This is a genomic window from Pyxidicoccus trucidator, from assembly GCF_010894435.1.
GTDB classification, from domain to species: domain Bacteria; phylum Myxococcota; class Myxococcia; order Myxococcales; family Myxococcaceae; genus Myxococcus; species Myxococcus trucidator.
In genome coordinates this window covers 105,529-124,274 of sequence record NZ_JAAIXZ010000024.1, presented here as the reverse complement: position 1 = coordinate 124,274, position 18,746 = coordinate 105,529, and the positions used below count along the sequence as shown (strand labels likewise).

The window sequence follows — 18,746 nt, the reverse complement described above, 5'->3', positions numbered from 1 at the left end:
GTGAGCCCATGCGGATTGCCCAGGCGTCGTTCACCCCGTTGCGGTTGGAGCTGCTCCAGCCCCTGAAGACCTCCCGAGGCACGTACACGGCGCGCGAGGGGTTCCTCGTGCGACTGGAGGACGAGGCGGGACGGGTAGGGCTCGGTGAGGCGATGCCGCTGCCGGAGTTCGGCACCGAGTCACTCGCCGACTGCGGCGCCACGCTGGGCGCCTGGCTCTCCGCGCTGAAGGGACAGTTCCTCGGCGACTCGGTGCGCGCCATCGAGGACACGCTGTCTCCCTTCCCGCCCCAGGTGGCGCGAGGCGAGGGCGTGCGAATCCGCGCACGACAGACGACGCCCGAAGGGCCCATGCCCGCCTCGGAGCACGCGCTGGAGCTGGCGCTGCTGGACCTGCTTGCGCAGCGGCAGGGCGTCCCCCTGTGCTGGCTGCTGGCGGAGGAGGCGCGTCCGGAGGTTGCCGTGAATGCGCTGCTGGGCGCGGACGGGCCGGAGGCGCTGGCGGACGAGGCGCGCAAGGCGGTGGCCGAGGGCTTCGGCACGCTGAAGCTGAAGGTGGCGGCGGGCCGCTCATTGGATGAGGACGAGCAGCGCGTGAAGGCGGTGCGCGAGGCGGTGGGCCCGGACGTGAAGCTGCGGCTGGACGCGAATGGCGGCTGGTCCGAGCCCGAGGCGAAGCGCGCGCTGGACAAGCTGGGCTGGTACGGGCTGGAGCTGGTGGAGCAGCCCACGCCGCCGGAGGACCTGGCGGCGCTGTGGCGCGTGCAGCGACGGGCGCCGTGCCTGGTGGCCGCGGACGAGTCGCTCGGCTCGCCGGAGGCGCTGCGGGCGCTGCTGGCGGTGGATCCGCTGATGGGCGGAGGCCCGGCGGTGGGCGCGGTGGTGCTGAAGCCGATGGTGCTCGGCGGGCTGCTGCCATGCCTGGTGGTGGCGATGCGCGCGGCGCGGCTGGGAATGCAGTCGTACGTCACGAGCTCGATTGACGGGGTGGTGGCGCGCGCGGGGGCGACCCACCTGGCGGCGGCGCTGCCCTCGGGAGCGCTTGCGTCGGGGCTCGCTGTGGGGCGCCTCTTCACGAAGGAGCCCGCGTCGCACCCGTACCGGCCCGTGCAGGGGAACATCCGGCTGCCGCAGTCATCGGGGCTCGGCCTGACGCCCGACATGGTGGGATGACGGGCGCGGCACCCCGAAGCCACGGCGACCCCACCGGGCCGCGTGCTGGCTACAGGAGCGCCCGACCCACGAAATACGAGGCGGTGGGATGACGGACCCGAAGACCGGCGACGCGGGGACTCTCACTGGCTCCCGGTGCGGCCCCTGGAGCTGTCCCATCCGGGAAGGCGCCCAGAAGTTTCCGGACGCGGAGGCGCTCACCTTCGCCGGCCGCACCTGGACCTACAGCGCGCTGGACGCGGAGGTGGGCCCGTGGGTGAAGGCCCTCGAGTCCGAAGGGGTCGGAGCGGGAGACCGGGTGGCGGTGCTCGCCACGAACCACGTGGCTTCCGTGGGGCTGTTCTGGGCCCTGGGGCGACTGGGGGCCGTGCTGGCGCCGCTCAATGCCCGCCTCACGCGCGCGGAGCTGGCGCCGCTGGTGGAGGACGTGGCCCCGCGCCTCACGCTGGCCCTGGGCGCGCTGATGGACCGGCTCCCCGGCGCCCGGCCCCTGGAGTCCTTCGTCGCTGCCACCGGAACGCCGTCCCACACATGCACACCGCTCTCCGGGGACTCGCCTCGCGTGGTCCTCTTCACCAGCGGGACGACGGGCCGGCCCAAGGGCGCGGTGCTGACGGAGGGCAACTTCCGGGCGTCAACCCAGGCCTCCGCGGCCAACCTGGGCCCACACCCCGCGCCGCGCTGGCTGGGCACGCTGCCGCTCTTCCATGTGGGCGGCCTCGCCATGCTCACCCGCACCGCCTACGAGGGGGGCTGCCTCGTCCTGCACGACCGCTTCGACGCGGACGCGGTCAACCGGGCCATCGACGCGGAGGGCGTCTCCCACGCCAGCCTCGTCGCCACCACGCTGGAGCGCGTCCTGGACGCGCGAGGTGATAGCCCCGTGCCGCCGACGTTCCGTCTGGCGCTCATTGGCGGAGGCCCGGTCCCCGTGCCGCTGTTGAAGCGGGCCCGCGCGGCCGGGATGCTGGCGCTCCAGACCTACGGCCTCACGGAGGCGTGCTCCCAGGTCACCACCGAGCGCCCCACCGAGGCCGACGGCCGCACCGCGGGGCCACCGCTCCCCGGCGTGGAGGTCCGCATCGTCGGAGGGGACGGCGCGCTGAAGGCCCCCGGCGAGGAAGGCGACATCGAGGTCCGCGGCCCCACGGTGATGGCCGGCTACTGGCAACGCCCGGACGCCACGCGCGAGGCGCTGCGGGACGGCTGGCTGCGCACGAAGGACCTGGGCGTGCTCGACGCGCGGGGGCGCCTCACGGTGCTCTCCCGGCGCACGGACCTCATCGTCCGCGGCGGAGAGAACATCTACCCCGCGGAGGTGGAGGCGGTGCTCGCCAACCACCCGGCGGTGCAGGAGGTCGCCGTGGTGGGCCTGCCCGACGCCCGCTGGGGCGAGGTACCCGTGGCCTTCCTCGCGCCTCGCGCCGGCCAGCCGACGCCCACCACTGAGGAACTGGAGTCCTGGTGCCGCCAGTCGCTCGCGGGCTTCAAGACGCCCGCGCGCTTCACCTGGGTGGATGCGCTGCCCCGCAACGCCATGGGCAAGGTCGAGCGCACCGTGCTCCGCCAGCGCTCCATGGGCTGACGCGGAAGCCTGATTCTGGAGTCAAGGTCGAGACCGGGGGCTGCGCTCCCGTCCCTCGGATGAGGGCGGAGGAGGGGCCTCGTCGCGGTCTCCCGTGCTGGGCTCGCGCCGGCCGCGCCCTGGCGCCGTCAGCGGCGGACGGGCCGGGCCACGGGGCGCGAGGCGCTCAGCATTCGGAGGCGGGGTGGCCCCAGGGATTGGTACGCGGGTATGAGCGCAGCATCGCGTTCAGCCGGTACGCCGCGGCGACGGTGGCGCTGGCGCCGGGCTTGCGAGCCGCGAGGGCTCCGCGGCTCATCGCCGCCCCAAGTCGCGCGGCCTGCATCGCCAGCTGCCGCTCCACTTCAGGGGACCAACGCGGGAATTCGAGCCATTCCATCTGTGTGTACTCCTTGAGGAACTTCACCCCGCATCCAACAACCGTGAGCCGTGGAAATCACGACGCCCCGCGTTGGTGCAGGGCGTCACTGCCGGGTTCCCGACACGGTCCTCGTGCCGCCTCTCGGAGCTGTCACCTGGCGAGCGGACGAGTCCTCGCCCTCTTCACGTCCCACCTCACACTCCACGGCACCAGGTCTTCGCGCCGTGGCGCAATCTTGAAGCCTCCAAGGAACTGTCTCGGCTGTCTTGCTACGTGGATCCACTTACGTCGTGTGTCCTTCGGCGACGCAGATTCCAGACATGCGGGAAAGCCAAACCCATGCGGGAAGAAAAAGCGCAGACATGCAAGGAATTTCACCCCGTGCGTTCAATTAAGTGAAGGCGGTGGCGACGCGGTGGGGTGGGTCGCCCAGGCAGCTGAAGGCCCGCGGCAGCATGTCGCGGTGAGATCGCATTCCGGGTCGACTCCCGAGGGAAAACGCGTCCTGCGCAGAGCGGGGTGGGTGTGGGAGTCCGATGCTTGTCAGGTCGGCAGGGTAGTGGCGTCGAGATAGGCGACCGAGGGGTTGTCAGGTTGTATTGGTATCTCTATCTCCCAGGTCAAGGGGGAGCTCGGCTCAAAGGCAGCTCAAATCCGTAGACACGTAACAGGAGGCGGACATGGCTCCAGAGTCTGTTGATGTCATCATCGTCGGATGTGGTCCTGTCGGTGCGATGGCGGCGAACCTCCTGGGGCAGCAGGGCGTCCGCACCCTCGTCATCGAGCGTGAAACCGAGCCCAACGGCCAGTCCCGCGCCTTCAGCCTGGACGACGAAACGCAGCGCATCTTCCAGTCCGTGGGCCTGGTGGGCGAGCTGGATCCGGGCTTCCTCCCGTGCCGGCGCCTCCAGTACCTGAACGACGATCTGGTCTCCCTGGCGGAGGTGGACTTCACGAAGGTGGACATGCCCTACAGCCACTTCGCGTGCGCGTTCTTCCAGCAGCCGCGGATGGAGGCGGCGCTCCACAAGGGCATGGCGCGCTTCCCCCACGTGAGCCTGTGGCGAGGCCACGAGGTGGAGTCCTTCGTGCAGGACGACGAGGGCGTCACCGCACGGGTCAAGGAGTGCGGGACCGAGCACGCCGTCACGGTGCGCGCCCGCTACCTGCTGGCCTGCGACGGCGCGCACAGCGCCATCCGTCGGCGGCTGGGGCTGCAGCTCCAGGGCACGACGGCACTGGAGCACTCGCTCGCCATCTCCGTGACGACCGCCTCTCCGGAGCCGGCGTTCACCGCCTATCTCTGCGGTCCGAACCGCCGGGGCTTCATCACCCGCACGTCGCGGGACGAGATGCGCTTCGACGTCATCCTCGCGCCGGACCAGGACCTGGAGGCCGCGCGTCGGCCCGAGTACGTGCGCAACATCATCTCGCACTACGTGGACCCGGCCACCGTGAAGGTCCGTTCCGCCAACGTGTACTCGTACCACAGCCGCATCACGGAGAAGTGGCAGGTGGGCAGGGTCTTCCTCCTCGGGGACGCTGCGCACCTGATGCCGCCCTTCCTGGGGCAGGGGCTGTGCGCGGGCATGCGCGACGCGGCGAACCTGTCGTGGAAGCTGGCCCTGGTGCTCGGGGACGCGGCGGACGCGTCGCTGCTGGATTCCTACGAGCAGGAGCGGCGCGCGCACGTGGTGGAGATCATCCGCGGCTCGGACGCCATGGGCCGGGTGATGATGACGGGCGGCCAGCTGCTGGCGCGGGCGCGCAACGCCCTCATCCAGGTGCTCTACCGCCTGCCCTTCACCGGTGAGTTCATCCGCCAGTACAAGGTCAAGCCGGTGGAGCCGCTGGCGCAGGGCTTCCTCATCCGCGGTCGCCGCATGGGGAAGGGCGCCGCCGAGGGCAACTGCTTCCCGCAGCCGCGCGTGGAGCTGCCGGACGGGACTACCGCCCTGCTGGACGACGTCCTGGGAGAGGGCTTCGCGGTGCTGACCCGGCCTGGCGCCTCACTGGACACGCAGCGCGAGGCCCGGGCCCTGGCGGAGGAGCTCGGCGGGCGCTGGCTGTCGGTGTCCGCCGCGGAGCGGACGGGTGCAGGCCGCTCGGACGGGGTGGTGGACGTGGAGGGCCGGCTGGGCGCCTGGTTCGCGCAGCACGCGGCGGACCTCGTGGTGCTCCGCCCGGATCGCTACGTCTACGGGACGGCGGGCGCCGGCCAGTCGGGCCAGCTCCAGGGCTCGCTCCGGGGACGCATCCGTCCGCTGGCGCGCCGCGGACAGGGCGCGGTGCGGCGGGCGGGCTGAGCCGGCGCGCTCCGGCCTCGCGCGGATTCGCGCTGGGACGGAACACGCCGCGGCCTCACGGCGGGGCAGGGGGCCGAAATGGACAGGGCGCCGAGGGCAGACTGAGGCCCGTGGCGCCCTGGGTACGGCGGGTGCTTCAGGGACTGAACGCGGTGCGGAGGCTCAGGCCGCGGCGGACTTCAGCATCTTCTGGGAGAGCTCGACGCAGATGGCCATGTGGTTCAGGTAGATGTCGAGGGCGCGGGCACCCGTCTGGCCGATGATCTCCGCCTTCTCCGGCACCTGGGTCAGCAGCTTGCCCAGCATCACCTCGTTGAGGGCGGTGTGGCCCACGTCGATCTCCGCGTGCTCCTTCAGGAAGGACAGGGCCTCCATGATGTCGTCGCCGAGCACGCGACGCGCCTGCTCCATCAGCCCGGGCACGAAGACCACCGACAGGTTCTCGATCTCGTACTCGATGGCGACCTGCGCGGCGGGCATCGGGCCGACGATGGTGTCCTCGTGGATGGCCCGGTACTCCTTCATCGGCTGCGTCGGGGTCTGGTTGAGCAGGGTCTCCACGTCCAGCTTGGGAGAGCGGCGCTTGTTCCAGTTGGCGACGAGGGCCTTCGAGTCCTCGATCATCATCAGGTGGTGACCGGCCTCATGCTTGGCGTGGGCGATGAGCTTGGTGCCCACGTCCTCCAGGCCCATCTTCACCGTCGCCTCACCGGCGCGGCGGATCCACCCGTCCACCGGCTCCGTCATGTACACGCCGAGGGTGTTGAACTGGATGAGGAAGGCCTCGACCAGCGCCGGGTCCGCCTTCGGATCCAGCAGCGCCTTCATGGCAGGGGACGTCTGGAGCCGCTCACGCGCCCCCTTGACGTGCGGCGCGTACAACTCCTCCACAAGCTTCTTGCTCATGTCATTTACCCTTGGCGAGTGTTGGGGGCGTTGCGGCGCCCGATGGTCAGCTCACTGATGTATTCCAGGTAGTCCGGGACCAGCTTGGCGGAGATGATCCACAGATACGGCTCGCATCCACCGTGGATGCCGGCTTCCTGGACGGCCTGCACCGCTTCGTCCTCTTCGCAGAGGAAGTGGAACGAAGTGCGACGGCGCGCGGCGTACCAGCGGCGGGCGGCATCAACCAGCGCGACATAAGCGGACGGCCCGTCCTCGGTCAGCGGGAACAGGCGGGACATGTCCAGCAGGCAGAACAGGTTGGTGCCCTGCTGGCCCAGTTCCAGAACGGCGGCGGCGATGGGAACGCCATGGCGGCGGGCGATGATGACCTCCCGCTCACGCTCCAGGCCGAACTCCTTCCAACGGGCCTGCATCGGGCTCAGGTCGAAGCTCTCGCGGGCGAAGTCGAGCGCCTCCACGTAGCAGCCGGGGCGGGTGCGGGCGATGCTGTCCGCCAGCATCGTGATTTCGTTCGGCGTGGCCGTGCCGATGGTGATGCCCTCGAAGGTGCGGCCCGTCAGCTCCTGGGTGAGCACGTCGAACATGTGCACCCGGCGGGTGAAGGCCTGGCTGGAGCCCGCCTCCATCTGCCGCTCGGCGTAGCGGATGTGCGAGCGCGCAATCCACGGGCTGAGGGGCTCCACGTAGGACACCACCCACTGGAAGTCCGGGTCGCTCTGCGGGTGCTCGAAGGCGCGCACATACAGGTCGCGCATGACCTGACCCGGCGCCGTCACGCCCGCGGGCGCCTTCCCCGGCTGCTTCGCCAGCTGATGAACCATCCACGTGTGCTGGTAGGGCTTCATCATGGACAGCGTCGCCTCGGGGCCGCGCTCGGACGTGCGCACCGCCTGGCAGAACAGCTGCGGAATCTCGGCGGCCCGCTTCGCCATGCTGCGGAAGGCCAGCCGCACTTCCTCGAACTCCGCGGCGGACTTGCCCGCCAGGCTGAAGAAGCCGGAGCGGGTGAAGAGGTCCCACAGCCCGTCCTCCAGGTTCTCACTGGTGCGGGTGTTGGGCGAGGCCGCCTGCGACACGAAGCGCACCCAGCGCGCCTCGTCAGAGGTGTAGGGCAGCACGCCCAGGCCGCACAGGACGGTGCCGTCCGCGCGCACGCTGCTGACGTAGCGGATCTCCCCGCGCAGGTTCAGCGTCTGGCCGTCGTCGGTGTGCAGCTCGAGCAGGGGCGGCAGCAGGCCCGGGAACACCAGGTCCTCCGGGCGGCAGCGCACGCACATGCCGGAGAAGGACACGTCCACCAGCTCACGCGAAATCTCACCCAGCTCCCGCCACAGCGGGTGGTGGAAGCGCACGCTGGCGCCGGCGGGGGCCGGCACGCGACGGTGCCACCGGTGACGGATGCGGAAGAGCTGCTCGGGCAGCGGCGTGGAGAGAAGGTTGCCGTCCGTGCTGCCCGACTCCGCCTTCATCCGGTACGCGCTGTTGTAGCCGATGACGTCGATGTCGTAGGGCGCCTCGCCCCACTCGGCCACCGGCTCCTCGGAGCGCCACTCCAGCTGCTCCGTCTCGGTGTTGAAGCGCTCCAGGACCATGCGCACCGTGCGGCCCATGCGGCGCAGCACGCCCTTGTTACCGGAGGCGCAGATGGCGACCAGGATGGAGCGGATGCGCTCGGCCTCGTCGATGGTGTCCTGCACCGGCAGCGCCGACGCGGCCGGCTCCGCCACGCCGTGCTTCAGCGCGTCCGCCAGCAGGGACAGCAGCTGCCGGCCCTGCTCCAGCGTCACACCCACCAGCTGCAGACCCACCGGAGCGTTCGCCGTCTCCGCGTCCGCCCGGATGAAGGCGCCGAAGAAGGGGCCAAGGGTGACGCCGCGGCCGGACAGGTACACCGACATCGTCCGCGCCTCGCTCGTATCGACCGGACCCTGGGGCATGACCCACACCACCGTGGGAGACAGCCGGGTGACTTCACCGATGATGCCGTCCGGCGTCCGCAGCGAACAGGTGATGGCGTCGGCGCCCGTGCCGTGCAGCGAATAGCCCGAGTCATCCAGGGCCGCCTCGGCCGGCGGGAGCGGAATCACATTGAACAGCGCGTCACGGCTGACGAACTCCAACGCCTGCTTGGAGGAGACCGGATTTCCCCCTTCCATCGGCAGGAGCCCCTTTCTCCGCTGCTGAGGAACGCCTGGTGCGGATGTCGAGATTGCAATCACAACAGTCCCTCCCTGCATCCGCGGTTCTGCGGCGGGCGGCGAATCGCTATAGGTCCGCATCATACGGATTCAGTAGGAACAGTCAAATCGAATTTATGCAGCCTGGCTGTTTTCTGGCTGGCGGGAATGTAGGCCTGTGGGTCGGGGGTGACAGATGCTTTCTCCGAGTTCCACAAATTGCGATGCCCGGTACCGAACAACATCACGGCGATGTTGTCGCGCGGCTGTAATGTCACAAGTCGGGCATGCTGTGCGTACTTTCTCGTAGTGAAATTCGCTGCGTCAGTGGAGGGCGTCAGACGGGGGCGTTAGAGTAGCTCCTGTCTGACAGAGGGAGGTGAGGGATGAGTGCAGCGTTCAGCACTATCGGTGGGGCGCAGTCCCAGGCGCCGTCGCAGCAGGGCGGCAGCGGCCGTGTCGGCACGCTGGAATCGGTGGACGTGCCGGACGTCTTCCGGGTGGATGTCGCGGCCATTGCCCGCAACGCGGTGGAGCTGCTGGGCGCCACGCGCCGCCTCCATGGAGTGGAAGTGGCGCTGCACCTGCCGGAGGACGTCGTCCCCGCGCGCGTCAGCGGCCGCCGGCTCCAGCAGGTGATGCTGCTCCTGCTGGCGCATGCCGCGGACGCGACCCACGGGCAGGGCGTCCGGCTGGTGGTGGACGCCGCGGATGACTTCGGAGACGAGGGCCCGCGCTTCCAGGTGGTGGCGACCGGGGCTTCACTGTCCGAGCGTGAGGCGCAGGCCGTCTTCCTGTCGCCCATGCTGGTGGGGCCGCTGCACCGCCGCCTCGCCCGCGCCCGCGAGCTGGTGGAATCCATGGGTGGCACCCTGGTCGTGGCTCGCGGCGCCAGCGCCGGCATCACCGTGACAGTGGAACTGCCCGCGCCGGGCCTGTCGAGCTGGTAGTCCGGGCCTGTGTCCGCGCCCGCCGCTGAGCCCCTCGGGCCGGCGGCGGTCGAGGCGGACCGCTCGGAAGCCCCTGGCCTGGAGGATTGCGGCGCGCTCGCGCCGGTCCTCCGCGCCGCCCCGCTTCAGTTCATTCCCTCATTAAAGGGTGCGCGGCTCCGGGGCCTGCGCGGTGGGCTGCTCCCTGCCGCGCCGTTGGCTCCGATAAGTCCTGCAACCTGAGCGGGCGGCCAAACTCCTTGACGGGAGGGGGCTTGTTTTCGACTATCCCGCGCCTCTTCTTACACGGCCACACCTTCCAGGAGTACGCCCATGGCGCCCCCGTCTTCCGGAGAGAAGATCTCCCTGCAGAACGGCAAGCTGTCCGTGCCAAACAACCCGATCATCCCCTACATCGAGGGAGATGGTACCGGCCGCGACATCTGGCGCGCGTCCCAGGCGGTCTTCGATGCCGCCGTCGAGAAGGCCTACAACGGCAAGAAGAAGATTGCCTGGTACGAGGTCCTCGCCGGCGAGAAGTCCTTCAAGCAGGTCAACAACTGGCTGCCGGACGAGACTGTCGAGGCGTTCCGCACGTACCTCGTCGGCATCAAGGGTCCGCTGACGACGCCGGTGGGCGGTGGCATCCGCTCGCTGAACGTGGCGCTGCGCCAGATGCTGGACCTGTACGTCTGCCTGCGCCCGGTGCGCTACTTCAAGGGCGTCCCCAGCCCGGTGAAGACGCCGGACAAGGTGGACATGGTCATCTTCCGTGAGAACACGGAGGACATCTACACCGGCATCGAGTTCGAGGCCGGCACGCCCGCCGCCGAGAAGTTCCTGGGCCTGCTGAAGCAGGAGTTCCCGAAGGAGTTCGCGAAGATCCGCTTCCCCGCCAACGTGGGCGTGGGTCTCAAGCCCGTCTCCAAGGAAGGCACCGAGCGCCTCGTGCGCGCCGCCATCCAGTACGCGGTGGACCACAAGCGCAAGAGCGTCACGCTGGTCCACAAGGGCAACATCATGAAGTTCACCGAGGGCGCCTTCCGCAAGTGGGGCTACGAGCTGGCCGCCCGCGAGTTCGGTGACAAGGTCTACACGTGGGATCAGTGGGAGGTGACGAAGGCGGCCAAGGGTGAGGACGCCGCCAACGCCGAGCAGAAGGCCGCCGTGGCCGCCGGCAAGGTCGTCATCAAGGACTCCATCGCGGACATCACCCTGCAGCAGGTGCTCACCCGTCCGGACGAGTTCGACGTCATCGCCACGCTGAACCTCAACGGCGACTACCTGTCGGACGCGCTCGCGGCCCAGGTGGGCGGCATCGGCATCGCCCCGGGCGGCAACATCAACTACGTCTCGGGCCACGCGGTGTTCGAGGCCACGCACGGTACGGCGCCCAAGTACGCGGACCAGGACAAGGTGAACCCGGGCTCGGTCATCCTCTCCGGTGAAATGATGTTCCGGCACCTGGGCTGGCACGAGGCCGCGGACCTGATGATCAAGGGCATGGACCGCGCCATCGCCAACAAGACGGTGACCTACGACTTCGCCCGCCTGATGAAGCAGGAGGCGCAGGGGACGGTGACCGAGGTGAAGTGCTCCGAGTTCGGGCAGGCCATCATCAAGAACATGTAGTCCCCCTCCGGGGACCTGAGAGAGGACGAATCCATGGCTCAGAATCGCAAGAAGAAGATCGGCCTCATCGGCGGCGGCCAGATCGGTGGCAACCTGGCGCTGCTCGCCGTGCAGAAGCAGCTCGGCGACGTGATGCTCTACGACATCCCGGTGGCCGAGGGCCTGGTCAAGGGCAAGGCGCTGGACATCAACCAGCTGTCGGCGGTGGACGGGCTCGACTGCCGCGTCACCGGCACCACGGACTGGAAGGACGTCGCCGGCTCGGACGTCATCATCATCACCGCCGGCGTGCCGCGGAAGCCGGGCATGTCCCGTGAGGACCTGCTCGAGATCAACCTCAAGATCATGAAGGACGTGGCGGCCAACATCAAGCAGCACGCCCCCAACGCCTTCGTCATCAACGTGGCCAACCCGCTGGACGCGATGGTGTTCGCGCTCCACAAGATCGCCGAGCTGCCCAAGCACATGGTGGCCGGCATGGCGGGCGTGCTGGACACCAGCCGCTTCAAGTGCTTCGTGGCCGAGGCGCTGGGCTGCTCCATCCGTGACGTGGAGGCGCTGGTGCTCGGCGGCCACGGCGACGACATGGTGCCCCTGGTGCGCCACAGCACCGTGGGCGGCGTGCCCCTGACGCAGCTGATCGCCAAGGACAAGCTGGACGCCATCATCAAGCGCACCCGCGAGGGCGGCGCGGAACTGGTGGGCCTCTACAAGACGGGCAGCGCCTACTTCGCCCCGGCGGCGTCCTCCATCGCCATGGCGGAGAGCTACCTCTTCGACCGCAAGCGCGTGCTGCCGGCCGCCGCCCTGCTCGAGGGCCAGTACGGCATCAGCGGCTACTTCTTCGGCGCCCCGGTGCAGATCGGCGCGGGCGGCGTGGAGAAGGTCATCACCGTGGAGCTCGACGGTGAGGAGAAGGCCGCGCTGGAGAAGTCCTTCCAGTCGGTGAAGAAGACGGTCGACTCCGTCAAGCTGTAGGCCGTACCGGGCGCACGCGGCCCGCCGGATACCTCCGGCGGGCCCTGTGCCTGATGCCGTGGATGACGCGGTCTTATCTTCCGCGATGCCGTCGTTGCGGCACGTTTTCACCAAGTTAACTAGCCTGTAGACCTCGCACGGGATGTCCGGGCCCTGGCGCGCCTCGCGGCGAGCTGGCTCACGGAGGCGGTGTCCGGCGCCCGGCAGTCAAGGAGACGATGATGGCAGCAGCAGCGCGGTTCACGGTGGTGGGCGGCGGTCTCGCCGGGCTGATGACGACAATCAAGCTCGCGGAGGCGGGCCACCAGGTGGATGTGCTCTCGCTCGTCCCGGTGAAGCGTTCCCACTCCGTTTGCGCCCAGGGCGGCATCAACGGTGCGGTGAACACCAAGGGCGAGGGTGACCACCCGGACATCCACGTGAAGGACACGCTGCGCGGCGGCGACTTCCTCGCGGAGCAGACGTCCGTGAATGGCATGTGCCAGGCGGCCCCGGGCATCATCTACCTGCTGGACCGCATGGGCGTGACGTTCAACCGCACGTCCGAGGGCCTGCTGGACTTCCGCCGCTTCGGCGGCACGCTGCACCACCGCACCGCCTTCGCCGGCGCCACCACCGGCCAGCAGCTGCTCTACGCGCTGGACGAGCAGGTGCGCCGCTACGAGGCCGAGGGCAAGGTCACCAAGTACGAGTACTGGGAGTGGCTCGGCACGGTGAAGGACGAGGGCGGGCGGGTCATCGGCAGCGTGGCCGTGGACCTGCGGACCATGGAGATCCGCACCTTCCCGGCGGAGGCCGTGTGCCTCGCCACCGGTGGCCCGGGCATCGTCTTCGGGCGCTCCACCAACTCCATCATCAACACCGGCACCGCTGCGGGTCGCGCCTACATGGAGGGCGCCATCTACGCCAACGGCGAGTTCATCCAGGTGCACCCCACCTCGATTCCAGGTGAGGACAAGCTGCGCCTGATGAGCGAGTCGGTGCGCGGCGAGGGTGGCCGCGTCTGGGTGCCCCGCAAGAAGGGCGACCCGCGCAACCCCCGGGACATCCCGGAGAGTGACCGCCTCTACTTCCTGGAGGAGAAGTACCCCAAGTACAAGAACCTGGTGCCGCGCGACGTGGCCACGCGCGAGATCTTCATCATCTGCCGCGACCAGGGCCTGGGCATCAACGGCAAGGACGGCGTGTACCTGGACGTCACGCACATCCCGGCCAAGACGCTCGACGCCAAGATCAAGGGCGTCATGGAGATCTACGAGAAGTTCGTGGGAGACGACCCGCGCGTCACGCCGATGGTCATCTTCCCGGGCATGCACTACTCGATGGGCGGCCTGTACGTGAACTTCGAGTCGGACCCGCGCACGAAGGCGCCGGCCGATGGCAGCCCGCGCAACCAGTCCACCAACGTCCCTGGCCTGTACGCCGCGGGCGAGGCGGACTACGCGTTCCACGGTGCGAACCGCCTGGGTGCCAACTCGCTGCTGTCGTGCATCTACTCGGGCATGATTGGCGGCCCGGCGATGGCGGCCTTCGCCAAGAACAACGCCACCAGCGCGGCGGCGATGCCGGAGAAGTACTTCCAGGACGCGAAGCGCTACTGGGAGGACCGGTTCGCCACCATCAAGAAGATGGCCGGCCCGGAGAACCCCTACGGGCTCGCGAAGGAGCTGGGCGACGTGATGACGGAGAACTGCACCGTCGTCCGGTACAACGACCGGCTGAAGAAGACGGTGGAGAAGGTCCGCGAGCTGAAGTCGCGCTGGGCCAACTGCAACGTGCTGGACACGGGCAACGTGGCCAACCGCGCGCTGTCGTACACGAACCAGGTCTGGAACATGCTCGAGCTGGGCGAGGTCATCGCCACCAGCGCGCTGCTGCGCGACGAGAGCCGTGGCGCGCACTACAAGCCGGAGTTCTCGCTGCCGGAGCCGAAGTCGAAGGACCCGCGCGAGGACGCCGACTGGATGTCGCTGTGGCGCAAGCGCCACGAGAAGTGGGCGAAGACGACCATCGCGAAGCACAGCGAGCAGGGCCCGCAGATCTCCTACGAGGAGATTCCCACGCCGGTCCTGGAACCCGAGCCCCGCTGGTACGCCTGAGCCGGGGTACTCATCTTGGTGGGCCCGCGCCAGCAGGGGCGGGCCGCCGTAACTGACTGGGAAGTGAAGGGTCGAGCGACATGGATACTGCACAGGCAAGCGCCGTCACCACCAAGACCATCACCTTCCGCATCTGGCGGCAGGACGATCCGAAACAGCCGGGTCACTTCGATGAGTTCAAGGTTCCCTACAGCAAGGGCGCCAACGTCATCTCGTGCCTGATGGAGATCCAGCGCAACCCCGTCACCGTGGAGGGCAAGAAGGTTGCCCCGGTGATCTGGGATGCCGCCTGCCTCGAGGAGGTGTGTGGCAGCTGCGCGATGAACATCAACGGCCGCGTGCGCATGGCGTGCTCGGCGCTGGTGGACAAGCTGGAGCAGCCGATCACCCTGGAGCCGATGAGCAAGTTCCCGGTGGTCAGGGATCTCACGGTGGACCGTGAGCGCATGTTCGACGCGCTCAAGCGGGTGAAGGGCTGGATTCCGGTGGACGGCACCCACAACCTGGGGCCGGGCCCGCGGCAGTCGCCGAAGGACCAGTCGGTCATGTACGTGCTGTCCACGTGCATCACGTGTGGAAGCTGCCTGGAGGCGTGCCCCCAGGTGACGCAGGGCAACGACTTCATCGGTGCGGCGGCCATCAGCCAGGCCCGCCTGTTCAACATGAACCCGACGGGAAAGCTGCAGGCCGAGGAGCGCGTCCGCTCGCTGATGGGGCCGGGCGGCATCCAGGACTGCGGCAAGGCGCAGAACTGCGTGAAGGTCTGCCCGAAGGAGATTCCCCTCACGACGTCCATCGCGGCGATGAACCGCGAGGTGACGAAGGTGATGATCAAGGACATCTTCTTCAAGGAAGAGGAGCAGAAGAGCCACAGCGGTCCGGGGTAGTCCGCCCGTCCGTCACTGCTCTTCACGCAGCGAAGCGGCCCCGTGCTGGCGTCCTCTCAGGACACCGGGCGGGGCCGCCGCCGTTTCAGACGCCGGGGAGCAGCGCCCTCCAAGCGGTGCGCTCGGCCGTTTCCGGCTTACGTCCTCCTGTCGTGTGAGGCCCTCACGGCTTCGCGCCAGCGCCGAGCGACTCCAGCGCCTCACGGACCTCCTCCGCCTGCATCGGGTCCTCCGTGTGCTTCGCCAGCGCGGTGAGCGCGGCCACGTGCGCGGTGCGCAGCGCATCCTCCGCCGGCACTGGCAGGTCGGGCTTCACTCCCACGCCTTCCCAGCTCGTCTTCGTCAGGGCGTGCACCGTCTGCCCCATCGGCACGCCCACGACGAAGTGGTCATCCACGGGCAGGGCCACGCCCGGGTTGGCGCCTCCCTGCGTCGTCTCGCCCACCACCCGAGCCCGCTTCCGTGCCTGGAGGTCATACGCGAGCGTCTCCGCCGCGGAGAAGGTGTTCCCGTCGGTGAGGACGTAGACGTCCTTGCCCCCATACCGGCCCGCGGGAGGGGACGCGGGCGTGTGGAGCTGTTCCCTGGGCCGGCCCTTCCACAGCGTGTCGAGCACATGAGTGCGCTCCGGCAGCAGCCAGCCCAGGTACAGCGCCACCAGCTCATTGTCTCCGCCGCCATTACCCCGGAGGTCGATGATGAGCGCGTCCGTGGCGGACAGCAGCCGCATGGCCGAGGCGGCGGCCTCTGCGGCGTACTTCGGCTCGGGGAAGCTCGTCAGGCGCAGGTAGCCCACGTTGCCGTCCAGGCGCTCCACGCGGCCGATGCCGTACGCCTCGCGAAGGGCCATCAGCCGTCGGCGCTCCTCGCGGCTGGCGCGGAACTTCTCCACCTCGGGCGAGGCGGGCTCCCAGGGCAGGGGCATGTTCCGGGGCACGGGCTGCGCGCTGTAGATGACGACGAAGTGCGCGTCCTGGCCGTCCCGCACCAGGTGCTCGGTGAGCACGTTCGCCAATTCCCGGTGCGCGGTGATGGCGTCGTAGTCCCCCCGCTTCAACCGGGAGCGCAGCATCCGCTCGGCCAGGGCCGCCTTCTCCGCCGAGTAGTGGCGCGCCTTCACCTGGGCGATGACCGCCTCGACCACCCGGGTCCGCTGCTTCGCGTCCAGCGCCGGGGCTTCCGACGCCTTCGGCGTTTCCGCCGCGAAGGTGAAGGCCGGCACCACGAGAAGGCACAGCCACAGCAGGGGCCACGAACGAAGGGACATGCGCGAAGGCTCCAAGGAGGGGCAGGGGACGAGCACCCGGCCCTGCCAACCGAACGCCCGGGGGAATGTTCCATACCGGCCCCATTGCCCTGGAGGGCAGGGTGGGGCGCCAATCCGCTCCGCGGTCAGCCTCCCCGGGCACCCGACAGCCGTGAAGCCGGGCTCATCCTGGCGGACATTCCTGGTTATCTCCTGTGCATGGGGCAGCACGGAGCGATTCCGCCGGGGTCAAACGGCCTTGCCATCCGTCGGTTTCTGCGCAATGAGGGCCCCGCGCTGACGCCTGTATAGAAGGCTGTCTCCCTCGTCTCCACCGGAGCCTCGATGAAGATCCACGAGTACCAGGGCAAGGAAATCTTCCGGAAGTACGGCGTGCCCACGCCGAAGGGCATCCTCGCGTTGTCGCCGAACGAGGCGGAAGCCGCGGCCAAGCAGCTCGGCACGGCCGTCGTCGTGGTGAAGGCCCAGATTCACGCGGGCGGTCGCGGCAAGGGCGGTGGCGTGAAGCTCGCCAAGAGCCCGGCCGAAGCGAAGGACCTTGCCAAGCAGATGCTGGGCATGAAGCTGAAGACCATCCAGACCGGCCCCGAGGGCCAGACGGTCCACAAGGTCTACATCGAGGAAGGCCTCGCCATCGGCCAGGAGCTGTACCTCGGCGTGACGCTGGACCGCGCCACCAGCCGCGTCACCTTCATGGCCTCCCGCGAGGGCGGCGTGGAGATCGAGGAAGTGGCGGAGAAGCACCCCGAGAAGATCCTCCGCGAGGCGGCGGACCCGGCGGTGGGCTTCACCGACTTCCAGGGCCGCAAGCTGGCCTTCGGCCTGGGCCTCACCGGCCCCACGGTGAACAAGTTCGTCCAGTTCTGCTCCGCCCTCTACCGGATGTTCATGGAGACGGACGCCGCGCTGGTGGAGGTCAACCCGCTCGTCATCCTGAAGGACGGCGGCGTGGTGGCGCTCGACGCGAAGGTCACCTTCGACGAGAACGCGCTCTACCGGCACAAGGAGCTGCTGGAGTACCGCGACCTCGCCGAGGAGGAGCCCCGCGAGACGCAGGCCAAGGAGTGGGACCTGGCCTACATCGCGCTCGACGGCAACATCGGCTGCATGGTGAACGGCGCCGGTCTGGCCATGGCCACCATGGACACCATCAAGCTGGTGGGCGGTGCCCCGGCCAACTTCCTCGACGTGGGCGGCGGCGCGAGCAAGGAGAAGGTCACCGCGGCCTTCAAGCTCATCCTAGCCGACCCGGCCGTGAAGGCGGTGCTCGTCAACATCTTCGGCGGCATCATGAAGTGCGACGTCATCGCCGAGGGCATCATCGCCGCGGCGAAGGAGGTCCAGCTCAAGGTCCCGCTCATCGTCCGGCTGGAAGGCACCAACGTCGAGAAGGGCAAGGAGCTGCTGCGCAACTCCGGGCTCGCCATCACTCCGGCGGACAACCTGCGGCAGGCCGCCGAGAAGGCCGTCGAGGCCATCAAGTAGTCCGGCGCACTCCGTCGCCAACAACTTCCTGAAGGAGCGCCATGAGCATCCTCGTCAACGAAAACACGAAGGTGGTCTGCCAGGGCATCACCGGCTCTGCGGGCTCGTTCCATTCGAAGCAGATGCTGGAGTACGGCACGAAGCTCGTCGCCGGTGTGACGCCGGGCAAGGGCGGCACCGACTTCGAGGGCAAGGTCCCCGTGTTCAACACGGTGGCCGACGCAGTGAAGCAGGCGGGCGCCAACACCTCCGTCATCTTCGTCCCGCCGCCCTTCGCCGCCGACTCCATCATGGAGGCCGCCGACGCGGGTATCTCCCTCATCATCACCATCACCGAGGGCATCCCCGTCAACGACATGGTGCGCGCCAAGCGCTACCTGCAGGGCAAGCCGGGCGTGCGCCTCATCGGCCCCAACTGCCCGGGCGTGATTACGCCGGGCGCGAAGTGCAAGATCGGCATCATGCCGGGCCACATCCACAAGCCGGGCCGCATCGGCGTGGTGTCCCGCTCCGGCACGCTGACCTACGAGGCCGTGCACCAGCTCACGCAGCTGGGCCTGGGCCAGTCCACCGCCGTCGGCATCGGTGGTGACCCGGTCAACGGCACGGACTTCGTGGACGTGCTGAAGCTCTTCAACGCGGACCCGGAGACGGACGCGGTCATCATGATTGGTGAGATCGGCGGAAGCGCCGAGGAGGCGGGCGCGGAGTATGTGGCCCGCGAGTTCACCAAGCCCATCGCCGGGTTCATCGCCGGCCAGTCGGCGCCCCCGGGCAAGCGCATGGGCCACGCCGGCGCCATCATCTCCGGCGGCAAGGGCACGGCGACGGAGAAGATGAAGGCCATGGAGGCCGCCGGCTTCCTGATGGCCGCCAGCCCCGCCGAGCTGGGCACCACCCTCCAGGAGGCCCTCAAGCGGGGCGCTCCCAAGAAGCGCTGAAACGAAGCGCTAAACCCC

The 18,746-nt window shown here is 69.0% G+C and carries 14 protein-coding genes; 10 read left to right on the top strand and 4 right to left on the bottom strand.

Annotated features, from left to right (window positions below; genetic code table 11):
• Positions 1–8 precede the first annotated feature (8 nt).
• Positions 9–1,172, top strand: a complete 1,164-nt coding sequence (locus G4D85_RS42715) for a mandelate racemase/muconate lactonizing enzyme family protein (protein WP_164020036.1) — start codon at positions 9–11, stop codon at positions 1,170–1,172.
• 88 nt (positions 1,173–1,260) lie between these two features.
• On the top strand, positions 1,261–2,757 hold the full coding sequence (menE, locus tag G4D85_RS42710; protein WP_164020035.1) for an o-succinylbenzoate--CoA ligase: 1,497 nt from the start codon (positions 1,261–1,263) through the stop codon (positions 2,755–2,757).
• A gap of 166 nt (positions 2,758–2,923) precedes the next feature.
• Here menE and G4D85_RS42705 read toward each other — a convergent pair whose 3' ends face one another.
• Entirely contained in the window at positions 2,924–3,163 is a 240-nt protein-coding gene (locus G4D85_RS42705) for a hypothetical protein (RefSeq protein WP_240359836.1), read from the bottom strand.
• Positions 3,164–3,798: 635 nt separating this feature from the next.
• On the opposite strand from G4D85_RS42705, the gene G4D85_RS42700 reads away from it, so the two are divergent.
• Positions 3,799–5,424, top strand: coding sequence for a bifunctional 3-(3-hydroxy-phenyl)propionate/3-hydroxycinnamic acid hydroxylase (locus G4D85_RS42700; protein ID WP_164020034.1), 1,626 nt, complete (start codon positions 3,799–3,801; stop codon positions 5,422–5,424).
• A 162-nt stretch (positions 5,425–5,586) separates the two neighbouring features.
• On the opposite strand, the gene G4D85_RS42695 is transcribed toward G4D85_RS42700, so the two are convergent.
• Both G4D85_RS42695 and G4D85_RS42690 read right to left on the bottom strand, forming a co-directional pair.
• The gene (locus G4D85_RS42695; RefSeq protein WP_164020033.1) at positions 5,587–6,330 is read right to left on the bottom strand and encodes a hypothetical protein; all 744 of its coding nucleotides are present in this window, start codon (positions 6,328–6,330) and stop codon (positions 5,587–5,589) included.
• Between the two features lie 5 nt (positions 6,331–6,335).
• Positions 6,336–8,489: a hypothetical protein gene (locus tag G4D85_RS42690; RefSeq protein ID WP_205525947.1), complete on the bottom strand. Its 2,154-nt coding sequence runs from the start codon at positions 8,487–8,489 to the stop codon at positions 6,336–6,338.
• A gap of 407 nt (positions 8,490–8,896) precedes the next feature.
• On the opposite strand from G4D85_RS42690, the gene G4D85_RS42685 reads away from it, so the two are divergent.
• The 5 genes from G4D85_RS42685 to sdhB all read left to right on the top strand — a co-directional run bounded on the left by G4D85_RS42685 (position 8,897) and on the right by sdhB (position 15,035).
• Positions 8,897–9,460 carry an ATP-binding protein gene (locus tag G4D85_RS42685; protein WP_240359835.1) on the top strand — a complete coding sequence of 188 codons (564 nt, stop codon included), beginning with the start codon at positions 8,897–8,899 and terminating at the stop codon, positions 9,458–9,460.
• A 312-nt stretch (positions 9,461–9,772) separates the two neighbouring features.
• Positions 9,773–11,071, top strand: a complete 1,299-nt coding sequence (gene icd / locus G4D85_RS42680; protein ID WP_164020031.1) for an NADP-dependent isocitrate dehydrogenase — start codon at positions 9,773–9,775, stop codon at positions 11,069–11,071.
• Positions 11,072–11,104: 33 nt separating this feature from the next.
• Positions 11,105–12,049: a malate dehydrogenase gene (mdh, locus tag G4D85_RS42675; RefSeq protein ID WP_164020030.1), complete on the top strand. Its 945-nt coding sequence runs from the start codon at positions 11,105–11,107 to the stop codon at positions 12,047–12,049.
• 221 nt (positions 12,050–12,270) lie between these two features.
• On the top strand, positions 12,271–14,148 hold the full coding sequence (gene sdhA, locus G4D85_RS42670) for a succinate dehydrogenase flavoprotein subunit (protein ID WP_164020091.1): 1,878 nt from the start codon (positions 12,271–12,273) through the stop codon (positions 14,146–14,148).
• An 80-nt stretch (positions 14,149–14,228) separates the two neighbouring features.
• Positions 14,229–15,035, top strand: coding sequence for a succinate dehydrogenase iron-sulfur subunit (sdhB, locus tag G4D85_RS42665; RefSeq protein WP_164020029.1), 807 nt, complete (start codon positions 14,229–14,231; stop codon positions 15,033–15,035).
• A gap of 163 nt (positions 15,036–15,198) precedes the next feature.
• Here sdhB and G4D85_RS42660 read toward each other — a convergent pair whose 3' ends face one another.
• Positions 15,199–16,302 (bottom strand): S41 family peptidase, encoded by a 1,104-nt coding sequence (locus G4D85_RS42660; RefSeq protein WP_164020028.1) that lies wholly within the window; start codon positions 16,300–16,302, stop codon positions 15,199–15,201.
• A 324-nt stretch (positions 16,303–16,626) separates the two neighbouring features.
• On the opposite strand from G4D85_RS42660, the gene sucC reads away from it, so the two are divergent.
• Both sucC and sucD read left to right on the top strand, forming a co-directional pair.
• Positions 16,627–17,787, top strand: coding sequence for an ADP-forming succinate--CoA ligase subunit beta (sucC, locus tag G4D85_RS42655; protein ID WP_164020027.1), 1,161 nt, complete (start codon positions 16,627–16,629; stop codon positions 17,785–17,787).
• Positions 17,788–17,828: 41 nt separating this feature from the next.
• Positions 17,829–18,728, top strand: a complete 900-nt coding sequence (sucD, locus tag G4D85_RS42650) for a succinate--CoA ligase subunit alpha (RefSeq protein WP_164020026.1) — start codon at positions 17,829–17,831, stop codon at positions 18,726–18,728.
• Positions 18,729–18,746 lie beyond the last annotated feature (18 nt).